The 18477-nt window shown below is 62.8% G+C and carries 18 protein-coding genes; 8 read left to right on the forward strand and 10 right to left on the reverse strand.

From position 1 onward, the window contains the following. Positions 1 to 4 precede the first annotated feature (4 nt). The 4 genes from LUA85_RS01935 (at position 5) to LUA85_RS01950 (ending at position 3744) form a co-directional block, all read left to right on the forward strand. On the forward strand, positions 5 to 1279 hold the full coding sequence (locus LUA85_RS01935) for a cytochrome P450 (RefSeq protein WP_231466655.1): 1275 nt from the start codon (positions 5 to 7) through the stop codon (positions 1277 to 1279). Positions 1280 to 1284: 5 nt separating this feature from the next. Further along, complete coding sequence (locus LUA85_RS01940) at positions 1285 to 2052, forward strand: SDR family NAD(P)-dependent oxidoreductase (protein ID WP_231466656.1); 768 nt, start codon at positions 1285 to 1287, stop codon at positions 2050 to 2052. 145 nt (positions 2053 to 2197) lie between these two features. After that, the gene (locus LUA85_RS01945; protein ID WP_231466657.1) at positions 2198 to 3268 is read left to right on the forward strand and encodes a hypothetical protein; all 1071 of its coding nucleotides are present in this window, start codon (positions 2198 to 2200) and stop codon (positions 3266 to 3268) included. After that, positions 3265 to 3744: a nuclear transport factor 2 family protein gene (locus tag LUA85_RS01950; protein WP_231466658.1), complete on the forward strand. Its 480-nt coding sequence runs from the start codon at positions 3265 to 3267 to the stop codon at positions 3742 to 3744. Before LUA85_RS01945 ends, LUA85_RS01950 begins: the two co-directional genes overlap by 4 nt. Here LUA85_RS01950 and LUA85_RS01955 read toward each other — a convergent pair. From LUA85_RS01955 to LUA85_RS01970, 4 genes are read right to left on the reverse strand one after another with little or no spacing between them, the layout of a single operon-like run. Continuing rightward, positions 3732 to 4358, reverse strand: a complete 627-nt coding sequence (locus LUA85_RS01955) for a glutathione S-transferase family protein (RefSeq protein WP_231466659.1) — start codon at positions 4356 to 4358, stop codon at positions 3732 to 3734. The two genes, LUA85_RS01950 and LUA85_RS01955, sit on opposite strands and share 13 nt — an antisense overlap. Before the next feature lie 12 nt (positions 4359 to 4370). Next, complete coding sequence (locus tag LUA85_RS01960) at positions 4371 to 5744, reverse strand: phosphotransferase (protein ID WP_231466660.1); 1374 nt, start codon at positions 5742 to 5744, stop codon at positions 4371 to 4373. Next, positions 5741 to 6373 carry a glutathione S-transferase family protein gene (locus LUA85_RS01965; protein ID WP_231466661.1) on the reverse strand — a complete coding sequence of 211 codons (633 nt, stop codon included), beginning with the start codon at positions 6371 to 6373 and terminating at the stop codon, positions 5741 to 5743. Before LUA85_RS01965 ends, LUA85_RS01960 begins: the two co-directional genes overlap by 4 nt. Before the next feature lie 3 nt (positions 6374 to 6376). Then, positions 6377 to 8041, reverse strand: a complete 1665-nt coding sequence (locus LUA85_RS01970) for an FAD-dependent oxidoreductase (protein WP_231466662.1) — start codon at positions 8039 to 8041, stop codon at positions 6377 to 6379. Between the two features lie 221 nt (positions 8042 to 8262). On the opposite strand from LUA85_RS01970, the gene LUA85_RS01975 reads away from it, so the two are divergent. From LUA85_RS01975 to LUA85_RS01990, 4 genes are all read left to right on the forward strand, one after another. After that, a complete protein-coding gene (locus LUA85_RS01975) occupies positions 8263 to 9483 on the forward strand; it encodes a cytochrome P450 (protein ID WP_231466663.1) in 1221 nt (406 codons plus the stop codon). Between the two features lie 101 nt (positions 9484 to 9584). Continuing rightward, positions 9585 to 10157 carry a TetR/AcrR family transcriptional regulator gene (locus tag LUA85_RS01980; protein ID WP_231466664.1) on the forward strand — a complete coding sequence of 191 codons (573 nt, stop codon included), beginning with the start codon at positions 9585 to 9587 and terminating at the stop codon, positions 10155 to 10157. A 119-nt stretch (positions 10158 to 10276) separates the two neighbouring features. After that, positions 10277 to 11887, forward strand: a complete 1611-nt coding sequence (locus tag LUA85_RS01985; RefSeq protein WP_231466665.1) for a GMC family oxidoreductase — start codon at positions 10277 to 10279, stop codon at positions 11885 to 11887. 8 nt (positions 11888 to 11895) lie between these two features. After that, entirely contained in the window at positions 11896 to 13383 is a 1488-nt protein-coding gene (locus LUA85_RS01990; RefSeq protein WP_231466666.1) for an aldehyde dehydrogenase family protein, read from the forward strand. A 138-nt stretch (positions 13384 to 13521) separates the two neighbouring features. Here LUA85_RS01990 and LUA85_RS01995 read toward each other — a convergent pair whose 3' ends face one another. The 6 genes from LUA85_RS01995 to LUA85_RS02020 form a co-directional block, all read right to left on the reverse strand. Continuing rightward, positions 13522 to 14313 (reverse strand): tyrosine-protein phosphatase, encoded by a 792-nt coding sequence (locus LUA85_RS01995; protein WP_231466667.1) that lies wholly within the window; start codon positions 14311 to 14313, stop codon positions 13522 to 13524. A gap of 66 nt (positions 14314 to 14379) precedes the next feature. Then, positions 14380 to 15294: an NADP-dependent oxidoreductase gene (locus LUA85_RS02000; RefSeq protein WP_231466668.1), complete on the reverse strand. Its 915-nt coding sequence runs from the start codon at positions 15292 to 15294 to the stop codon at positions 14380 to 14382. A 90-nt stretch (positions 15295 to 15384) separates the two neighbouring features. Then, positions 15385 to 16275, reverse strand: coding sequence for a TIGR03619 family F420-dependent LLM class oxidoreductase (locus tag LUA85_RS02005; RefSeq protein ID WP_231466669.1), 891 nt, complete (start codon positions 16273 to 16275; stop codon positions 15385 to 15387). 48 nt (positions 16276 to 16323) lie between these two features. Continuing rightward, the gene (locus tag LUA85_RS02010) at positions 16324 to 17121 is read right to left on the reverse strand and encodes an SDR family oxidoreductase (protein WP_231466670.1); all 798 of its coding nucleotides are present in this window, start codon (positions 17119 to 17121) and stop codon (positions 16324 to 16326) included. Continuing rightward, positions 17118 to 17564 carry a nuclear transport factor 2 family protein gene (locus LUA85_RS02015; protein WP_231466671.1) on the reverse strand — a complete coding sequence of 149 codons (447 nt, stop codon included), beginning with the start codon at positions 17562 to 17564 and terminating at the stop codon, positions 17118 to 17120. Before LUA85_RS02015 ends, LUA85_RS02010 begins: the two co-directional genes overlap by 4 nt. A gap of 17 nt (positions 17565 to 17581) precedes the next feature. Continuing rightward, complete coding sequence (locus LUA85_RS02020; protein ID WP_231466672.1) at positions 17582 to 18391, reverse strand: SDR family NAD(P)-dependent oxidoreductase; 810 nt, start codon at positions 18389 to 18391, stop codon at positions 17582 to 17584. Between the last annotated feature and the right edge of the window lie 86 nt (positions 18392 to 18477).

Consider the following 18477-nt stretch of genomic DNA (forward strand, 5'->3'; position numbering starts at 1 on the left):
TGCAATGACCGGCACGTCCTCCGATGTCAGCGAAATCTCCCGCGATTTTGCCGCAGTCAGCAGCGTTTACGGCACCGACACCGAAGACCCTCACGCGGTCTATCGCGAAGCCCGCAAGCATGAGCCGATCATGGTCGGCGATATTCTGGCCAAGTGGAACGTGCCGTCGCAGGCGGACTATTCCAACCTTGGGCGGCAGGTGTTCACGCTGTTCCGCTATGATGACGTGTTGCAGGTCTTGCGCGATCCCAAGACGTTCACCAGCACACTGTTGCAGGAAGGATTGGGGCAGTTCCTTGGCGGTTTCCTGCTGACGGGCATGGACGATGCCACGCACAAAGTGGCGCGCAAATTGCTGGCGCCGGCGTTTTCGCCCAAGGCAATTGCCGGGTGGAAGACGCTGCTGACGCCGGTGGTGACCGATGCCGTGGCCAGGCTGGAGCCGCGCGGCAAGGCAGAGTTGATGGAAGACCTGCTGCTGCCGCTGCCGGTGCGGCTGATCTATGAAATCATCGGATTCCCCAAGGATGAGGCGAAGACTCAGGAATTTGCCGCGCGGGGGATGCGCATTCTGGTGGGGCCGCAGCGCGATCCCGAAAAGGCCAGGGCCAGCATGGCCGCCGCCTTTTCCGCCGCGCAGGAACTCTATGACGATACGCTGGAAGTGGTGCGCCAGCGCCGCGCCGAAGGATCGGTGGGTGAAGACCTGATCGGCTATCTGCTGCGCGCCGAGGCCGATGGCGAGATGCTGGACGATGCACATATCACCGAGCTGATCCGCCAGATGCTGCCCGCCGCCGCCGAAACCACGACGCGATCGTTCGGCAGCATGCTGGTTGCGCTGCTCGCACGCCCGGCGCTGCTTGAGCGTATTCGCAATGACCGTTCGCTGGTGGCCAAGGCGGTGAACGAAGGGATGCGCTGGGAAACCGCGTCGCAGTTTCTTGCGCGGCAAGCCGCCGTCGATGTGGAGTTCCACGGCGTGAAGGTGCCCGCAGGGGCGGCCCTTTCGCTCTGTTCGGGATCGGCCAATCGCGACGAGACGGTCTTCGAGAACCCTGATGAATTCGACATCGACCGGCCACAGAAGGTCAACGTCGGCTTTGGCGCAGGTGTGCACATGTGTCTGGGCATGCCCGTGGCCAAGACCGAGATGGAGGCGATGCTGAACGCGCTGCTGGATCTGCCAAACCTGCGGCTGGACCCGGACCAGCCGCCGCCGGTGATTGTGGGCGCGCAGTTGCGCGGGCCGCGCGCGTTGCATGTGGTGTGGGGATGAGCGGCATGTTCAGCGGCAAAGTTGCGCTCGTCACCGCAGCAGGCGCGGGCATCGGCATGGCGACGGCAGAAGGTTTCGCCCGGCGCGGGGCGCGGGTGATGCTTTCGGACATCAATGCCGAGACGGGCGAGGCCACGACCGAGCGGTTGCGCGCCGAGGGGCACGATGTGCGGTTCCTGCGCGCCGATGCCACGAACGAAGATGACGTTGCCGCGCTGGTGCGCGGAACGGTGGCCGCGTTTGGCGGGCTTCACCTTGCGGCCAATATCGTGGGCGATGCACACCGTGATGCTTCAGGCGCGGACTTTCACGAACAGAGCCTTGAATCGTGGGAACACACGCAGGCGGTCAGTTTGCGCAGCGTGTTCCTTTCGATGAAGCACGAGATCGCGCACATGATTGCGCACGGCGGCGGGGCGATCTGCAATGTCACCTCGCTGGCGGGGCTGCTTTATGTGGGCGCTGCGGGCGCGGCTTATGCGGCGTCGAAGGCGGGCGTGGTGCGGCTGACCAAATTTGCCGCCGTATCCTACGCCGGCCGGGGCGTGCGCGTGAACTGCATCGCGCCGGGGGTTACGCCGACGGAGGCCTATAACAAGGCGGGGCCGGAGATGGGGCAGATGGTGATCGACCACCTGCTGCCCAACCAGCCGATCAGGCGAGTCATCGCCACGTCGGAGCAGGCCGATGCGATTGCGTGGCTGTGCAGCGATCAGGCGTCGATGGTGACGGGCCATGTCCTGCCGGTCGATGGCGGATGGACCGCGCAGTAGTGGCTGGGACGGCAGCGCCGCCGTGCCCACGCCGCTGCGACTAAGTTCGCCTTTGGCTCACTAAGTCTCGCTCCCCTCCCGCAGGCGGGAGGGGTTGGGGGTGGGCCTGAAGCGTCTCGGTAAAACTGACCAACGGGAGATGGCCATGGCTTTGCGGATTATTCACTGGGCGACCGGTCACACCGGCAAGATGGTCATCCGTGCCACGGCAGAGCGCCCGGATTACCGGATCGTCGGCGGGTTCACGTATAACCCGGACAAGGCAGGCCAGGACATCGGCACCGTGGCGGGGATAGACCCGCTCGGCGTGGCGCTGACCAATGACCGCGCGGCGATTCTGGCGCTGGAGGCTGATTGCGTGCTGTTTCTGGCGGGCGCGGAAAACGATGTGCCCGGCAGCATCGCCGATATTTGCGCGCTGCTGGCGTCGGGCAAGAACGTCGTCACCACGGCGGCCAACTTCATCTATCCCAGATCACTGGGAGCCGACGTGGAGGCGCAATTGGCCGCTGCTTGCGCCAAGGGTGGCGCCACCTTCCACGGGCTGGGCATCATGCCGGGCTTTCTGGCCGAATCCGTGCCGCTTTATCTCGCGCGGCTGTCGCGCCGGGTGGACCGGATGGTCGCGTCAGAAACGCTGATGTACGACAAGTATCCGAGCACTTATCAGATGTTCGACCTGATGGGTTTCGGCTATGCGCCTGATGATCCCACGCCAGCCTTTGCCAATGTGGAACTGGTGGGCGAGACGTGGCGCCATTCGGGGATGCTGGTGGCCGACGTGCTGGGCCTGCCTATCGACCGGATCGAAAACTTCCGCAACGTGGCGATCACGCCGCGCGATCTGCATGTTGCCGCCGGAACGATCCGGGCCGGGACCGTGGGCGCGATGAATTTCGGTGTGCGGGTGATTTCGGGCGGGCGTGAGCGGATCGTTCTCCAGCACTTCACGCGCATGGCCGAAGACCTCGCGCCCGAATGGCCGCAGGGGCATGGCTGGCTGATCGACCTTGAGGGCGAGCCGACGATCAATGCGCGGATCGACATCGGATCGGACAGCGTTATGCCGACCGACGATGCCTGCATGGCAACCGCGATGCACGCGATCCATGCGGTGCCCTATGTGGTCGCGGCACAGCCCGGCATCATGCTGCTGACCGATGCGCCGCCGCTGGCGGGAACCGATGCATTCCATCAGGCGGCGCCCGTCGCATGACCCCCGAAGCAGTCGCGACCGCATGGATCGAAGCGGCGGTTGCCGGCAAAGCAGCGGGCTTGCGCGCGCTGTTTGCGCCCGATTGCCGGATCTTCGTGGCCGGAGACATGCCATTCTGCGGGTGGATGGACGTGGATGCGTTCTTTGCGCAAACTGCCGTGCTGCCGCTCGATGGACCTATCGTGTTCGAGATCGGCGAGATGGTGACGCAAGGTGAGCGGGTGTGGTTCGAAGCGCAGAGCGCTGCGAAACTGATCGGCGGTGGCGATTACCGCAACATCTATATCTTCCAGTTGCAGGTGCGCGGTGGACTGATCACCGAGTACAAGGAATTCGGCGATACGCTGCACATCTGGCGCACGATTGATGATCCGCGCGTGCGTGGTGAAGCGATTGCGCGCCAGCCGCTGCTGACCCATGTCACGCGGCGGCTGGTCGGCAATGCGATTGCTGGCGGATCAGATCACGAAGCGTAGGCGTATTCGCCGCCCTTTTCGATGGATGCGCGGAAGGCCGGGCGGGCGTGCAGGCGTTCCACCCATGCGGTCATGTTCGGGTAGGCGGTGATGCCGATCAAGGCGCGCGCCAGTTCGGCGATGAAGCTGACCTGGATATCGGCAGCGGTGAACGCATCGCCCACCAGATAGTCATGCCCTTCGAGCGATTGTTCGATGTAGTTCAGCACACCTGAAAATTCGGCATCGGCGCGCTGATCAAATTCGGTGCCCGCAAGCCCTGCCGCCAGGCCATAGACTTTCAGCATGATCGGGGTGGTGCCGATGGACACTGCAATGTTCATCCATTCGAGATAGCGCAGCAGATCGGGGCTATCGGTGGCGGGCGCCAGCGCGCCATTGCCATAGCGGCGGAGGATGAAATCGATGATCGCGCCCGATTCCACGATGGTGCCGTGTTCGGTTTCCAGCGCCGGGGCCTTGCCGATGGGGTGGGCGGCCTTGAGCGCCGCCGGACCCATGCGGGTTTCGGGATGGCGTTCGTGGTGGACGACCTCGAACGGAACGCCGAGCTCTTCGAGCAGCCAGAACACGCGGAACGAGCGGCTGTGATTGAGGTGATGGAGTTTCAGCATCGCAGGGCTTCCTTATCCGGCAGTGGGGCGCGGGTAGGCATCGGGGAACACATGATCGAGCGGAGCCAGCCCGCGCGTGATGATCGGGCCGGGGTAATCGCGCAGCAATTGCAACCGGCGCATCTGGCGGCGGTGGAAATAGCGCACCAGCGCGCGATCCTGGTCGGGGCTGGCCTGCTCTACAAACGCGTCGAGTTGCGCTTCCAGTGTGGCCGCAGCGGCATCGGCAATACCGAGAATGTCGCGCGCATCGTCCAGTTCGGCCTGCGCGATGGCGTCCCCGCTTTCGGCAAGGCGCTGCAAGTAAAATGCCAGCGATTGCGCGGGGTGCTGGCGGAAGAAGCCTTCGGTGGGCAGCGTTCCGCACTGCACCGCCAGATCGCGCCACGCATAGGCATCGCGCGGGACAATGCTTGGCACTGGTTGCACCGGATCGAGCGCGTAGCCTTCGCCCTCGGCAATGGCTTCCAGCGCGGCGCGGCTGGTGCCCATGGCCCATGACAGGTATTCGACATAGGCGGGGTGCGGGCTGACCTTGCGGAAGGTGGCCTTGGTCATCATCGGCACGGCGATGAACAGCAGCACGGTGTAATAGGTCAGCACCGGCCAGTCGATTTCACTGCCGCTGTCCTGCACATAGCGGGCGAACATGGCGGCCACATCGCTGATCGGTTCGTTGATATCGCGCACCCGGATCGACGCGAGATCGGCAATCGGATCGCCCAGCTTGGCCAGTTCCAGATCGTAGAACGCGGTGACGCGCTCTCCGTTATGGAAGAACTGCGGGGCATCGCCAATCAGCACCACGTTGCTGTTGCGGTGCAGCGGCAAGTGGCGGTGCAACCATCCGGTTACGAAGCGCAGCAGCGCGTCGGGCTGATCCTCAGCTTCGTAATGGCTTTCTGCCAAGCGCAGGTAATCGAGTGCCACGGCTTCAGGCGTTTCTCTTGCGGTCAGGCCTGCTGCGATGAACGGTGCGGTGTCGAGCGCGTGAACGGCTGCAAGGTAGCCCGCGTAGTCTTCGACCATGCGTTGCACGGCGGGGTTGCCATCGACATCGCCCAGAAACGGCGTGTCTGCCATGTGCGCCATCACGATCGCTTCGGGATCGGCGATCCAGCCGTGAATGTGCGGCACCGGAATGCCGTTGCGTTCGAACAGGCTCAGCACTTCGTATTCGCGGCGCAGCGGGCAGATGCCAAGCCCGCTGGGACGGTCGCCGCGCACGTGGAGTTCGAGCGTTTCGCTATCACGTTCGACCGTCACCTGCCACGATGGCCGCCAGCGCGGCAGGCGCTCGAACGCGGTGATCTTTCCGCCGATATTTTCGGCCAGCCATGCGCGGATTTTCGCGTCATCCTGCGCGGCGATGTCTTCGGGCGTCATTTTGCGGCGCGATCGACGATGGCGCGGCAGCGCTGGTAGCCGGGGCGCGCTTCCATGCGTTCGACATAGGCGGCGATATTCGGGTTGCCTTCCACATCAACGGGCACGAACTGGCGGGTCATGGTGAAAGGAAACGTCATCATCACATCAGCGGCGGTAAACTGGTCGCCCGCCATGAACGGCACTTTGGCCAGATGGGCATCGGTGAACGCCATCAGTTGCGCAATGCGCGCGCGGCCATAAGTGCGCGAGGGGTGGTCGGCTTCGATCCCGCCGAACTGCGCCATGATTTCACCCACCAGCGCGGGCATCAGCGTCGATTCGGCGAAGTGGAACCAGTAGAGATATTGCGCATAGTCCGGCGAATCCGGCCCCAGCGCGAGCGCGCCGCCGCCCTGTGTGGTGGCGAGGTATTCGATCACCGCGCCACTTTCAGCGATCTTCTGGTCACCAATGCCCAGCACGGGCGATGAACCCAGCGGGTGCAGCGCCTTGTATGCCGGTTCGGCCTGCATGGTCACGGGGAGGCGCTCGAAAAACTCGATGGCATAAGGCGCGCCGAGTTCTTCCATCAGCCAGACGGCGCGTTCGGAGCGGGAGCGTTCAAGCTGGTAGATCGTGATGGTCATCGTTCAGGCTCCTGCCGTCTGTAATGCGGGTGTCGCGTGCTGGCCGGTCATGTGCAGGGCTGAAAGGTAGCCGTAGAGCAGCCCGCGCGTGTTCGCGATGCCGCTGTTGTAGCCGCCGCCAATGTCGAGCCAGGCGGCGGAATTGCCCGCAGCGTAAAGGCCGGGGATCGGGGCGTCGCTGGCATTCAGCACACGCCCCTCGGTGTCGATCGGCAGGCCTGCGGTGGGTACGCCCATCGTCACCCGCTCGATCTTCACAGCATAGAACGGCCCCTTTTCGATGGGGCCGAGGTTGGGATTGAGCAGGCGCGGATCGCCGGTCATGATCCGGCCCCACGGTACGCTGCCGCGCGCGAAATCTTCGTCCATGCCGGTGACGCAGAAACCGTTGAAGCGGCGGACCGTCTCCTCCAGTCCGCCGGCATCCACGCCGATGCGGTTCGCAAGTTCGGTGATCGTATTGGCGCTGGTAGCCATTCCTTCGGACAGAGGCTGTCCCGGCCAGGTCGGCATCAGGCCATATTTGTCGACCATGTTCTGATCGAACACGATCCACGCGGGCCAGTTGGGCTGGCCCTGTTCCTGCCCGTCGAACCGGCCGACCTTCGTGGCGACATCGGGATAGAACGCATCGTTGGCAAAGCGGCGGCCATAGCGGTTTACCGCGATGCTGTGCGGCGCGCCCGGCAGCCACATGCGGTAGGAGGGCTGGCCGTAGATGGTTTCGGCAGGCACCTTGTAGCCGATGAAGATGGGGCTTTGCGCAGGTGCGCGGGCCGGGATCGCGATGGCTCCGGCCTTTGCCGCCATGATGATATGATCGCCGGTAACGCTGGGCGGGGCCATGCTGCCTGGCTGTGGCAGCGCATCGAAGGCGCTGACGAATGAAGGCTTCCAGTCATAGCCGCCGGTGGCCAGCACCACGCCGAGCCGGGCGCGGACACGCTTGGTGCCGTTTTCATCACGCAGGATAACGCCGGTGACTTCGCCGTCTTCGACGACAAGGTCGATCACTTCGGTCGATGTACGCATATCGACGCCAAGGTTCTTTGCGGCCAGCACCTGGGCGGCGGCAAGGCCCGCACCGGCACAGCGTTCGCCTGCTTCGACATGGCGTTGCAGGCAGACGCCGACGTGTTCGCCGCCATCCTGCATTGCAATCCATTCGTTCGATGTGGTGTAGCTGTAACCATCGCCATAAGGCGAGGTCAGAACCTTGTCGGCCAGATCGCCGAGCCGTTCTGCCTTGAACGGCAGCACTTCGACATAGCGGCCCTGAATCTTCGATCCGGTGACCGCAGGGTAATAGTAATCGGGCAGGCCCTTGACCACGGTCATCTCGATGCCGATGGAATCGGTCATGAAGCGCAGCGCCTCGCGCCCGCGTTCAATGAAAACCGTGCGCCGGTCTGGCGTGGCGTACCCTTGCGAGAGGTGGGCGAGGTAGGCATCGGCATCGGCATCGCTGTCCTCCATCCCGTCCGGCTCCTGCAGGTGGTTCGGACCAAGCCAGAGCTGGCCGGATGACAGCGCCGAGACGCCGCCGAGGAGGTGAAACTTTTCAGCGACAAGCGCCGTCGCGCCACGATGAGCCGCCGTCAGCGCAGCGGACATCCCGCCAAGGCCGGAGCCTACGCAAACGACATCGAAAACTTCGTCCCATGGCATTGTTCTTCTCCCGGCTTCCTGCATCGTGGTGCGCGTTTGCGTCGTGGTGAAAACCTATCGTTGTCTAGGGCGGCCGCTATCGCGCGCGGCCATGGTTGCGGTACAAACTAAAGATTGGCTTGCTCGCGACAGAGTTTGCGCTGGCGCAAGTCTTCGCGGTGGCGCTGTGGTATTGGCAGACAAGCCGGGTTGCAGACTCGGCTGCATTGAGGAGATTAGCCGTGGCCACCGCCCCTGTTGCAACGCGCCCCGCCCACGTTCCCGAAGAACTGGTTGTGACGCTGCCCCTGTATGCCCGCAAGCGGGTGGACGAATGTCCCCAGGAAACCTTGATTCCGCAGTTGCAGGCAACCTTGCCACCGATTTCGTATGTCACCAACATCTTCCCCGGCGATCAGCCCGGCTGGCTGCTGACCAGCTATGAAGATACGATGGCCATGCTGCGCGACCCGGACAATTTCACTAAGAACGGCATGGGCAAGTGGGCGCAGAACATCGGCGAAGACTGGCTGGTCATCCCGACCGAGGCCGATCCGCCGATTCACACCGCCTATCGCGCCGCGCTCAATCCCAAGTTTGCGCCGCAGAAGATGGCTGCGCTGCGCGATCAGGTGCGCGAACGCGCGCGGGTGCTGATCGCCAAGTTCAAGGATCGCGGACATTGCGATTTCGTTGACGAGTTTTCGGAAAAGTATCCGATCAACATCGTTCTCGACCTGCTCGATCTGCCGCAGGACCGCATGGCCGAGTTTCTGGAGTGGGAAAAGCAGATGCTCCACACCAACGACTGGGAAGTGCGTGGCAACGCCGTCCGCAAGGTGAAGGCCTATCTGATGGGCGTGATCGAAGAGCGTCAGAAGAACCCTGGCGACGATTATATCAGTCAGATCTTCGATAACGAAGTCGATGGCCGCAAGTGGAACGTCACCGAGGTGTTCGGCCACTGCTTCAATCTCTATATCGGCGGGCTGGATACGGTAACGTCGCTGCTCGGCAATATTTTCTGCTTCCTGGGACGCTATCCCGAACGCCAGCGTGAACTGCGTGAAAAGCCGGGCCTGATCGTGACCGCGGTGGAAGAATTCCTGCGCGCCTATGCGCCGGTCACCGCGTTCCGCATCGCCGCCAAGGAAATCGAAATCCGTGGCCAGAAGATCATGCCGGGCGAATATATCTCGGTGGCAACCCCGGTCACGGGCTATGATCCGACCTATTACGACGAACCGGAACTGGTGAAGTTTGATCGCAAGGCCCCGCACATTTCGCTGGGCGGCGGCATTCACAAGTGCCTTGGCATGCACCTGGCGCGCATGGAACTGCAGATCGCGCTTGAGGAATTCCTCACCGCGCTGCCCGAATGGCGCATCAAGGACGGTTTCAAGGTCGAATATTTCGTGGGCAACATCATGCACGTGCCCGAACTTGAATTGCAGTGGGGCTGACATTTCGGGAGGCGCTGCAAGCGCCTCCCGATTGCCTTCGCAACGGTGGGCCGATAGGGCGGGACCCACCGATTGGCCAACGCGAAGGAAGTGGACGCACCATGCGAAAGGACGCCGCGCGCAACAGGGACCGCCTGATTGCCGTGGCGCGCGAATTCTTCCGGGCCGGTGCTGCGGACATTTCGCTGGAAGATATAGCGGTCAAGGCCGGTGTCGGGCGCAGCACGCTTTTCCGTAACTTTGCCGACCGGCTCGATCTGATCCGTGCAGTGCAATCGGTCGAACAGCAGGCAATTGCCGAAGAATGCGTCAGGTTGGGAGATAGTCCTGATGCGCTGTTTTCGCTGATGCGGACCGTCGCCCGGCTTACGTCGATCTATCGTGCAATGGACGATACCCTGCTCGCCAGCGCGGCGGGCAAGGAAATGATGCTGCAAGCCTCCCGTGAAACCGCAGACCTTTTCGCCGCTCCGTTCGCACGGGCACAGGCGGCAGGGCTGTTGCGGCGGGATGTATCGATCGAAGATGTGCTGATCGCATGCAACATGATCGGGAGCGCGCAAGACAGCGATTTTTCGACAGGCGATGCCGTGTTTGAGCGTGGCTTTGCTTTGATCATGCAGGGTATGGGTGGCTGCGCGTGGAAAAATGGAGCGATTGCCCCGCAAGTATGACGGCACTCTCAAAAGATGGGACTTGCAGTCCCACTTAATGCTTGCCACAGCTTGGCATCAGCACCGGGCGAATCGTTCTGGCAAGAACGGCAATGACCGTGGCGAGAGGAAGGTTTGAAATGACCGACGCAACGTCGCAGATTTATGATTTCATCATCGTGGGCGCTGGCTCATCGGGCTGTGTGCTGGCCAATCGGCTGTCTGCAAACCCTGAAACGCGCGTTCTGCTGGTGGAAAGCGGGCCGGACGACACCAGCCCGCTGATCGCCATGCCGCGTGGCATCGGCAAGCTGCTCGATCCGCGCAATCCGCACGTATGGTCCTATGACGTATCGCCCGGCGGCAACAAGCCGTCCGAAATGTGGCTGAAAGGCCGCGCGGTCGGCGGCTCCAGCGCGGTCAACGGCATGGTCTATATTCGCGGCGCGCCGATCGACTACGATGGCTGGGCGGAAGCGGGCTGTACCGGCTGGGGCTGGGACGAGATCGGGCGCTGCTTCGTCGAATTGGAAGATCACGAACTGGGCGAGGCCGAATGGCGCGGGGTCGGCGGGCCGATCCACGTCAGCGTCCATCCCAGCCGCAACGGCCTTTGCGAAGCGGTGCTCACCGCCGCGCAGCAGATGGGCGTGGACCGCGTGGCCGATGTCAATGATGTCGATGTGGTGCGCGAAGGTGGCCTAGGCTACCAGACGCGCAACATTGACAAGGGCAAGCGGGTCAGTTCGGCCAAGGGCTTTCTGAAGGAAGCGCGGGAGCGGCCGAACCTTGATGTGCTGGTCGAAACCGACGTGTTGAAGGTGGAAATCGAGGACCGCCGCGTAACCGGCGTGACCTTGCGGAACAAGCGCGGCACGCGCTTCGTGGCCGGGCGCGAAGTGATCCTTTCGGCAGGCGCGGTGCATTCGCCCAAGCTGCTGCAACTGTCTGGCATTGGGCCTGAGGCCGTGCTGCGCGCCGCCGGGGTGCCGGTGATTGTCGATTCCCCCGATGTGGGCCGCAATTTGCGCGAACATCGCTATGTCCAGACGGTGTACCGGGTGAAGGGCGACAGCATGAACCTGAACTATCAGGGGCTGGGGCTGCTCAAATCGGTGCTGCAATACGGCCTGTTCGCCAAGGGTGCGCTGACTCACGGCGCACACGAAGTCGGCGGTTTCGTCAAGACCCGGCCTGGGCTGGACCATGCGGACGCGCAGATCGGCGTCAGCCTTTATTCGCTCACCCAGACCGACAAGGGCGTGGTGCCCGACAAGCACCATGGCCTCACGATCCTGGGCTATTTCACCCGGCCTGAAAGCCAGGGCGAAGTGCGCATCCAGTCGGCCGACCCCGATGCAAAGCCGTTCATCGACGCGAACCATTTTTCTGCCGAGATCGACCGGATCACCGCCGTATCGCTGTTCAACTGGTTGCGCGCGCTGGGTCAGCAGCCCGCGCTCAAGGACTGGATCGTCGAGGAGCAGTTCCCCGGCGATATGGTCAGGACCGACGATGATATCCTGCAAAACGCAGTCGCGCTTGGCGGCACCGCGTTTCACATCGCGGGCACTTGCCGGATGGGCGCGGACGACCAATCCGTGTGCGATCCGCAGTTGCGGGTGCGCGGCGTGACCGGCCTGCGCGTGTGCGACACTTCGATCTTCCCGACGCTTGTATCGGGCAACACCAATGCTCCCGCGATGGCCGTCGGCCTGCGCGCGGCCGAAATCATCCTCCAGACCGCTTGAGGCCCCCCATGACCATTCCCTTTACCGATATTGACCGCCTGTACATCGACGGCGAATGGCACCCCGGCGCTGGCACCGAAGCCGTGCTCAATCCCGCCACTGAAGATGTGATTGGCGAAGCGCCTGTGGGCGATGCGGCGGCGGCGGAAGCGGCGATTGCCTCGTCCTACGATGCGTTCGAAAACGGGCCATGGCCGCGCATGTCGCAGGGCGAACGCACCGCTGTGATGCAGAAATTCCACGATGCGCTTTACGCAAAGCGCGGGCAGTTGGTGGAACTGATCATCAAGGAAGTGGGCTGCGCGCAGGCCGTTACCAGCAACGTGCAGGTGGATGCGCCGCTGGAGCACTTGCAATCGGCGATCGACTATTCGCTGCGCGAAGAGCCGCGCCAGATCCCGGTTGCGTCCAACGCCAACATGATCAACCCCACCGGCCCGCGCATTCTGGGTGGTGGCACCGTGGTGCGCGAACCCGTCGGCGTGGTCAGCGGGATCACCGGGTATAATTTCCCGTTCCTGCTCAATCTGGCCAAGGTGACACCGGCGCTTCTGGCCGGCAATAGCCTGATCCTCAAGCCCTCGCCGTTCACGCCTTATTCCGCGCTGATGCTGGGCCAGATCGCGGACGAGATCGGCCTGCCGCGCGGCGTGCTGAACGTGATCACGGGTGGCCCTGACGTCGGCACGAAGCTGACCACCGATCCGCGCGTGGACATGGTGACGTTTACGGGGTCCGAAGCGGTCGGCGCTGCCATCATGGGGCAGGCTGCGCCCACGTTGAAGCGTGTCCATCTGGAACTGGGCGGCAAGTCGGCCATGATCGTGCGCGAAGACGCCGATATCGAGGCCGCCGCCGCGATGGCGATCATGGTGCTTTCGGTGAATGCCGGGCAGGGCTGCGCCATCACCACGCGTTTCCTCGTTCACAATTCGGTGCGCGCGCGCTTTGTCGCCACGGCCAAGGCGGTTGCGGCCCACTGGAAGGTGGGCGATCCTTCCGATCCCACGGTACTGATGGGGCCGCTGATCCGCGAATCGCAGCGCGCCAAGGTTGAAAAGCTGATCCAGTCGGGCCGCGACGAAGGCTCTGCCCTCGTCGCCGGCGGCACCCGTCCGGCGGGCCTTTCCAAGGGCTTCTTCGTGGACATCACGCTGTTCGACAATGTCGACAACAAGTCCACGCTGGCACAGGAAGAAGTGTTCGGCCCGGTCGGCTGCGTGATCGGATATGATACCGATGACGAGGCAGTGCGGATCGCCAATGAATCGCGCTATGGCCTGAACGGTGCGATCATGACCGCCGATTCGGCCAAGGCCTATGAAATGTCGCTGCAGCTGCGCACCGGCAATGTCGCGATCAACGGCGGCATCGGCAAGATGGCCTATGCTCCGTTCGGCGGCTACAAGCGGTCGGGCATCGGGCGCGAATACGGGCCGGACTGGCTGCGCGAATTCCAGCAGGAAAAGACGATCACGTACCCGGTTGGGCGGTAAGTCCGCATCTGCAAATTATGTTTCGTCATGGCGAGGCCGAAGGCTGAAGCAATCCAGAGCCGCAGTGACCTGCGCTCTGGATTGCCACGTCGGCTTCGGCTCCTCGCAATGACGAATGTTTGAGGTGAAAAGCGAGACTTACGCTTCCAGCAGGCGGTGGCGAATGGCGGCGACCTGGGCCTCTTCGAAACCCAATGCTTGCCGGACATAACCCTCTATCGAACCGTGCACTTCGGCCACGCTATCCAGCGCAGCCTTGAGATAGGCCGGATCGGCGGACATCAGCGCATCGCGCACATCGGGTGCCATCTTCTCGAACGGATGCTCGCCGTCGGTCAGGCCCATGCGGGCGGCGCGGTGGACGCGCGTAAAGGCATAAAGATCGACCGCCGTGTTGGTCAGCGCAAAATCGGCCAGGATCGTGTCTTCATCGACGCCTGCAAGGCCAAGAATGATCGCGGCGCAAAACCCGGTGCGGTCTTTTCCGGCCGCGCAGTGGAACAGGACCGGCGCTTGATCGTCCAGCAGGGCTTCGAAAATGCCGCGCAACGGACGGACCAGCCATTGCTGCATTGTGGGGTATGAACCGATCAGCCACGCGCGCAATTCGGGACCGGTCGCGGCCTTTTCCCACGCAGCACCGCGTTGCGACGAGGCAATGGATTCCTCCAGCTGCCATGACAGGTTCTGCACCGGGCTGGCCCAATGAGTGGGTTCGGCGGCGATTTCATCATCGCGGCGCAAATCGATGGTGCGAATGCCCAGCGGCGCGATTGCCTCATGATCCTGCGGGGTCAGATACGTCAACACGCCTGAACGGTAAATCAGTCCGCGCCGAACAGTTCGGCCATCGGTTGCAGGATAGCCGCCAAGGTCGCGAAAATTGCAGCCGCCAGCAAGGTCGAATTGAACGGTTTCCTGAATCGTCATTCTATCCTCCGATAGCTTTGGCGCGAATAGGACCGCCCCACCTCGAATCGCTGCGATATTGCCAGATCAATATGTCAGGACGATTTTGCCCCGCACATTTCCGCCTGCCACTTCGGCCATTGCCGCCACTGCTTCTTCCATGGGGTATGTGCGCTGGATAGTGGGCTTCAACTTGCCAGCATCCGCCAGCGCCGCGGCATCGGCAAGGGCGCCGGCATCGGGCGCGCCGAAGGTCATCGTGGCGCGGACACCGCGCCGGGCCGCTTCGGCTTCGTCCGGCGGCGCGGTCAGCGTGACGAGGATGCCGCCCGGCTTGAGCAGACCCCACGAACGGGCCTGTGCTGGCGGTCCGAAAGCATCAAGGACCACGTCGAAATCGCCGATGGTTTCTTCATAGGCCGTGGTGCGATCGACAACATGGTCCGCGCCAAGGCCGCGCACGAAGTCCATCGTTGCAGGAGAGGTCAGTGCCGTCACTTCGGCACCGAGCGCCTTGGCAAGCTGGATGCCGATACTGCCCACCCCACCCGCTGCGGCATGGATCAGAAGCCGGGTTCCCGGACCGACTTGCCCGGCATCGAATGCAGCCTTGATGGTGACGATCGCCACGGGCAAGGCCGCGGCTTCGATCATCGAGAGGCTGGCGGGTGCCTTGGCGATCCAATCCGCCGACGTTACCAGAACATCGGCGAAAACCCCGATAGGGCCGATCGATCCATAGACCGCATCGCCCACGGAAAACCCGCTCACACCTTCGCCAAGTTCGGTGACGGTGCCTGCAAATTCATTGCCGAGGGTGATGGGGAACGGGGCCTGGATGAAGTCCTTCATGTGCCCGTCGCGGATTTTCCAGTCGACGGGATTGACCCCGGTTGCGGCAACGGCAATGCGTACTTGTCCGGCGCCGACGACCGGCTCCGGGACGTCGTTGATCACGACCACATCGGGACCGCCCCAAGCGGTTATCTGGACAGCTCTCATATCATCCTCCGTCAGCGCGGGGCACCGCATCGATGTTGCCCAACCTAGTCGCAGTTTGCTGTATTGTTCCTTCCGGCGGGCAGGTTGCCTTTACAGCACGTTGGCGGCGATCGTTTCCAGAGCGGCCTGCGCATCCTCGACGCTTGCAATATGCGGCAGGCTGAAGGCCAGACGGTCGACACCGGCATCCTCGTACATGCTGCGCAGTTCGCGATTGTCGTCGCCCGGAGCCAGGATCACGCCGATTTCGAAGTGGGCGATGTCGCGCCCGGCTTCCTGTGCATAGGCCATGATCTTGGCGCGGCCCTGCTTTACATGCTCCGGCCCGGTCATGTCTGTTTCGGTCAGGGATAGCAGGCGCGTTCCGGCGTAGGCGGGAAGCCAGCCCTGGCAATGCTGGCCAACGCGCTTGAGTACGCCGTCGCTGTAGCCGCCCAGCAGGATCGGCGTGTGCGGCTTTCGTGCCGGGCGCGGATACATCTGCACTTCGGGGAATTGGAAGAAATCGCCGTCGAAAGCGAAAGCGTCCTGCGTCCACAGGCCTTTCATCACTGCGATGCTTTCCATCGTATAGTCCCAGCGCCGTTCGAAGCTGCCGCCGCTTGCTTCGATCTCGATCCGGCTGGCGCCGCCGGTGCCAAGGCCGAGCATGAAGCGGCCATTGCTGTACGCGTCCAGGCAAGCGACCTGCTTGGCGACATCGACCGGGTGCTTCATCGGCATGATCAGTACCCCGGTCGATACTTCGAGCCGGGTGGTGAGCGCAGTTGCCCGCGCCGCGCCGATCAGCGGGTCCTGATAGAACGGTACACCATGGGTGTGCGGCCCTTTGATCTCCTCGCGCAGCGGGCGGACGGTGTGATGGCCGGTGGTCAACCAATCGAAGCCGATCTGTTCGGCGATGCGGCCGATTTCGCCCATATCGACATCGTTGATCGGTACGCCGGGATCGGCAAACGGCCTGCTTACGCCAATTTTCATCCACGCTCTCCTGCAAGCAGACGGTGCATCATCCGGCCCGGCTGCCGATTATCCGTAAAAGAATTTCATCAATTCGCTTTTCGCCACAACGCGTTCGCGCCGGGCGGCATTGGAGGTGACCGGATCATCAGGCGAAGTTTCGTCCGGGTTGTAGATCGGCCCGGAACCCAGTGCGTCGATCGTGCCACGCGCCAGGGCGGCGGTATCCGAAGCGCCGGTGGCTTCGACCGGAATGCCGCGCCGTGCCAGCGTTTCGCGCAGCATCGGAGTATCGGCGATCTTGAAGAGCAGGGTGACCACATCCACACCGCGCGGCGTCAGTTCGGCCCAGAGCGATTCACACAGGTTCAGTGCGAAACCCTTGGTCGCCGTATAGATGCCGGATTGGCCCACGCCCCCAAAAGCCGCTTCGGAGCCGACAACGATCAAACCGCCGCCGCCATTTTCAACCAGCCTGCGCCCGAAGTGGTTGAGCGCTTCGGTGAGGAACAGTACGTTGCGCTGGATCGTAGCTGCCCAGTGGGCATAGGGCTGGTCGATGAATTGCGCGCCCGATGCTTCGGCCCCGGCGTTGAACACGGCAAGGTTCAACCGCAAATCCGCAGTAGCGGCTTCGATCTGCGCGACTGCATCGGGCGCTCCCAGATCAAGCGAGAGCGTGCGGACCTCTACGCCAAGGGCGCGGATTGCAGTGGCGGCCTGCGCCAGTTTGTCTTCGCGACGGGCAATCAGCAGGCAGTTCATGCCGCGCCGCGCCAGATCGGTTGCGAAAGCCAGACCCAGCCCGTCCGATCCGCCGGTGATGAACGCCCATTTGCCCGGCGCGATGGCCGCCGACCCGGTCATTGCGCCACGGCTTCGGGATTGCCCGCCGGGTTAGCGCCACCGCTGATGCCCATCTTGCGGTTGAGATCGTCCATGTCGAGGTATTCACGCCATTTGACGATCAGGCCATCATCATTGAATTCATAGATCGCGACCATCTGGTGCGGGCAGGGGCGACCCATGATGATCGCCGTGTCCGAGCGTTCCTGCATCACCATCCGGTCGTTCGACACGATATTGACTTCGTTGCATTTGTTGTTGGTGGCAAAGGTCATCTGGTTGAGGATTTCGGCGCGCAACGCGTCCTTGCCCTTGATCACCGGGCCGCCCGGAACCCACAGTTGCCATTCCGCATCTTCGGCAAAGAACGACAGGATTTTCTCGACATCGGGCCGCACTTCATCGCTGCCGTCGCCCCAGGCGTCGTGCATCGTGCGGACCTTGTTTTCCAGTTCGATACCCATGGTGTTTTCCTTTGAAATCAGTTGCCAGCAGAAAGCGCGCGGGTGACGCTGATGAACGGCACGGTGCAGCTTTGTCCGCCATCGACCGGATAGAGCATCCCGTTGACATAGCGCGATTCGTCGGATGCCAGGAACAATGCCATCGCCGCGATGTCTTCTGGTTCGCCGATGAAGGGCGTGTTCAGCACATCGAGGAACAGGCGGTCCATTTCCGGCGTGGTCCACTGGATCTTGGCCGGGGTCTGCGTCGGGCCGGGCAGGATCGCGTTGCTGCGGATGCCGCGCTTGCCATATGTTGCAGCAATTGCCTGCACGAACCAGTTGAGGGCGGCCTTGGACGAACCATAGCTGTAGGCAGTAATGTCTCCGCCCATTGAACTGCCCGACGAGGTGGAAATGATCGAGCCGCGCCCGCGTTCGAGCATGTGCGGGATCGCCAGCTTGCTCGCGATCACCGCGCCAAGCACGTTGACACGCAAGTTGGCGAAGAAGATTTCGGGATCGAAGGCGAGGAAATCCATATCGCGCATCGCGTGTTCGGTGTTGGTGTAGAGCGCGTTGTTGAACAGGACGTCGATCTGGCCGAAATCGGCGATGGTGGTGTCGATCATCCGTGCAAGGTCGTCTTCCTTGCTTACGTCCACGGTGATCGCGCGGGCCTTGCCGCCGGCATCGACCACGGCCTGCGCCACGGCCTCGGCAGGCTCTGCGCGAATGTCGGCGACGATAACGGTTGCACCTTCGCGCGCGAACATTGCAGCGCTGGCGCGGCCAATCCCGCTGCCACTGCCGGTAATGATGCAGACCTTGTCCGCCAGTCTTGCCATATTATTCAAGCTCCTCTTCGCCGCATTGGCGTTCGTTGCGGTCAAAGTTGCGGTTTTGCCAGGCCCCGTTACCTGTCGAACGGTTG

This window comes from Novosphingobium sp. CECT 9465, assembly GCF_920987055.1.
GTDB lineage: Bacteria > Pseudomonadota > Alphaproteobacteria > Sphingomonadales > Sphingomonadaceae > Novosphingobium.